Annotated in this window: 1 protein-coding gene; it reads right to left on the reverse strand. The window is 62.6% G+C overall.

Going from position 1 to position 1803, the window contains the following annotated elements; translation table 11 throughout:
* On the reverse strand, positions 1-1803 hold a 1803-nt coding region (locus A3730_RS23585; RefSeq protein ID WP_304439528.1), incomplete at both ends, for an alpha-2-macroglobulin.

The following is a 1803-nucleotide window of genomic DNA, read 5'->3' on the forward strand; positions in this document are numbered from 1 at the left end:
CGGTCGCCCAGGCTCTGGCTACGACGAACCTGATAGGCCGCCCAGTTATCCAGCATGGCAGCCGGCACCGCGTAGCCAAGCCGTTTGGCTTCCAGCAGGAAGTGGCCCGCATAGCTGGTGCCCCAATCACTGGCATTGGCCAGGCCGGGCCAGTAGCTGAAACCGCCATCGGCCAGCTGGAAACGTTGCAGGCGTTCAATGCCGGCGGTGACGTTGTCCTGGACCTCCTGCTTTTGCTGCTCGTCCAGTTGCAGTAGTTGATTCAGGTACAGCTGCGGCAACACCGATGAGGTGGTCTGCTCGATGCAGCCATGCGGGTAGCGCAGCAGGTAGTCCAGACGGCGCTCCAGGCCCATGGCGGGCAAGGCACTGACCACCACGGTGCTGCTGTTGGTGCCGGCCATGCCATGGGGCTGCGACTCCAGCGCCCAGATTTCACCGGGCGCCAGCACTTTCCGGGTATCGCGGGTGGTGGGCGGGTTAGCCGCACGCACTGGCAGATGCACGGTTTCCGAAGCGCGATGTTTGCCGCCTTTGGCGGTGACGGTGATGTCACCGGTACCCACCTGCTGTTTGGCAGTGATTTTCAGCATGGCAATCTGATCGGACGGGCCAGTGAAGGTCAGCGTGGCCTTGCCCTGCTCCACCTCGAACAGGTCTTCATCGGCGTCCACGGTCAGGGTGACTTTTTTCAGGCTGTCGTCGGTGACAAACACGGTAACCGGCAGCGACACGCTTTCCCCCGGCCCCAGCACCCGTGGCAAGGTGCTCAGCACCGTCAGCGGCTGGGTGACGGTAATGTCCTGTTCGGCCTTGCCATAGGCGCCGTTGTCACCGGCCACCACCATGGCCCGCACCTGGCCCATGTACGGCGGCAAGGTAATCTCGTGATTGGCGGTTTCATTGGCCTCCAGGGTGAACGGCCCCAGGAACTTCACCACCGGCGGGAAACGGCGACGCTGCTTTTCCCGGCCATCGTCGGCCCCGTCGGAGCCGCCCAGTGCCAGCAGTTGATCCAGTTCTGCCCCGTAGGCGCCCACTACCATGTCGAACAGATCCCAGGTCAGCACCCCCAGGGCTTCGCGGCGATAGAAGCTGTCGTGGGGATCCGGGGTCTGGTAGTTGGTCAGGCCAAGCAAGCCTTCATCCACCAGCGCCAGGGTGTAGGTCATCGATTTGCCCTGCTGTTCACTGACCTTCACGGTAAAGGTGTCTTCCGGTTTCACCTTGTCCGGGGCGCTCACTTGCGGGGCAAGACGGGTATTCGGGTCATCCACCAACAGCGGCACCAGGCCATAGAGCCGAATGGGCCGGTCGTTGTTGCGGCCGCTGTGCGGCTGTAGCAACGCCACATGCACGTACACATTAGGCGCCATGTTGGCGGTGATGGGGATATCCAAGGTTTGCGCTTCACCGTTGGCGGGCAGCCAGTAATGATCCAGTACCCGTGAGCCGGTTTCCAGGCTCACCAGCAGGCGGCCCTTGGCGACAGCGGGTAATTGAATATGGGCCGTGTCGCCAACGGCGTAACGGTCCTGGTCTGCGGACAGGGACAGCCGTGTGGCTGCATCCTGGCTGCCACTGGCTTGCTCCCAGCTCCAGCCCAGGTACACGGTTTGTGCGGTGCAGTGGTCGCTTTGCCGGTCACAAATGCGAATCAGATGGCGACCCCAATCGTAGTCTTCGCCGTTCAGATTCCACTGGGCGCGGCCTTCTGCGTCGGTGGTGATCTGTGCATCGGCTACGCGTTTGGTGTTGGGGTCACTAATGTAGTTGCTCAGGTCATCCCCGGCCCGGTCCCAC

The organism is Alcanivorax sp. HI0044, assembly GCF_001634945.1.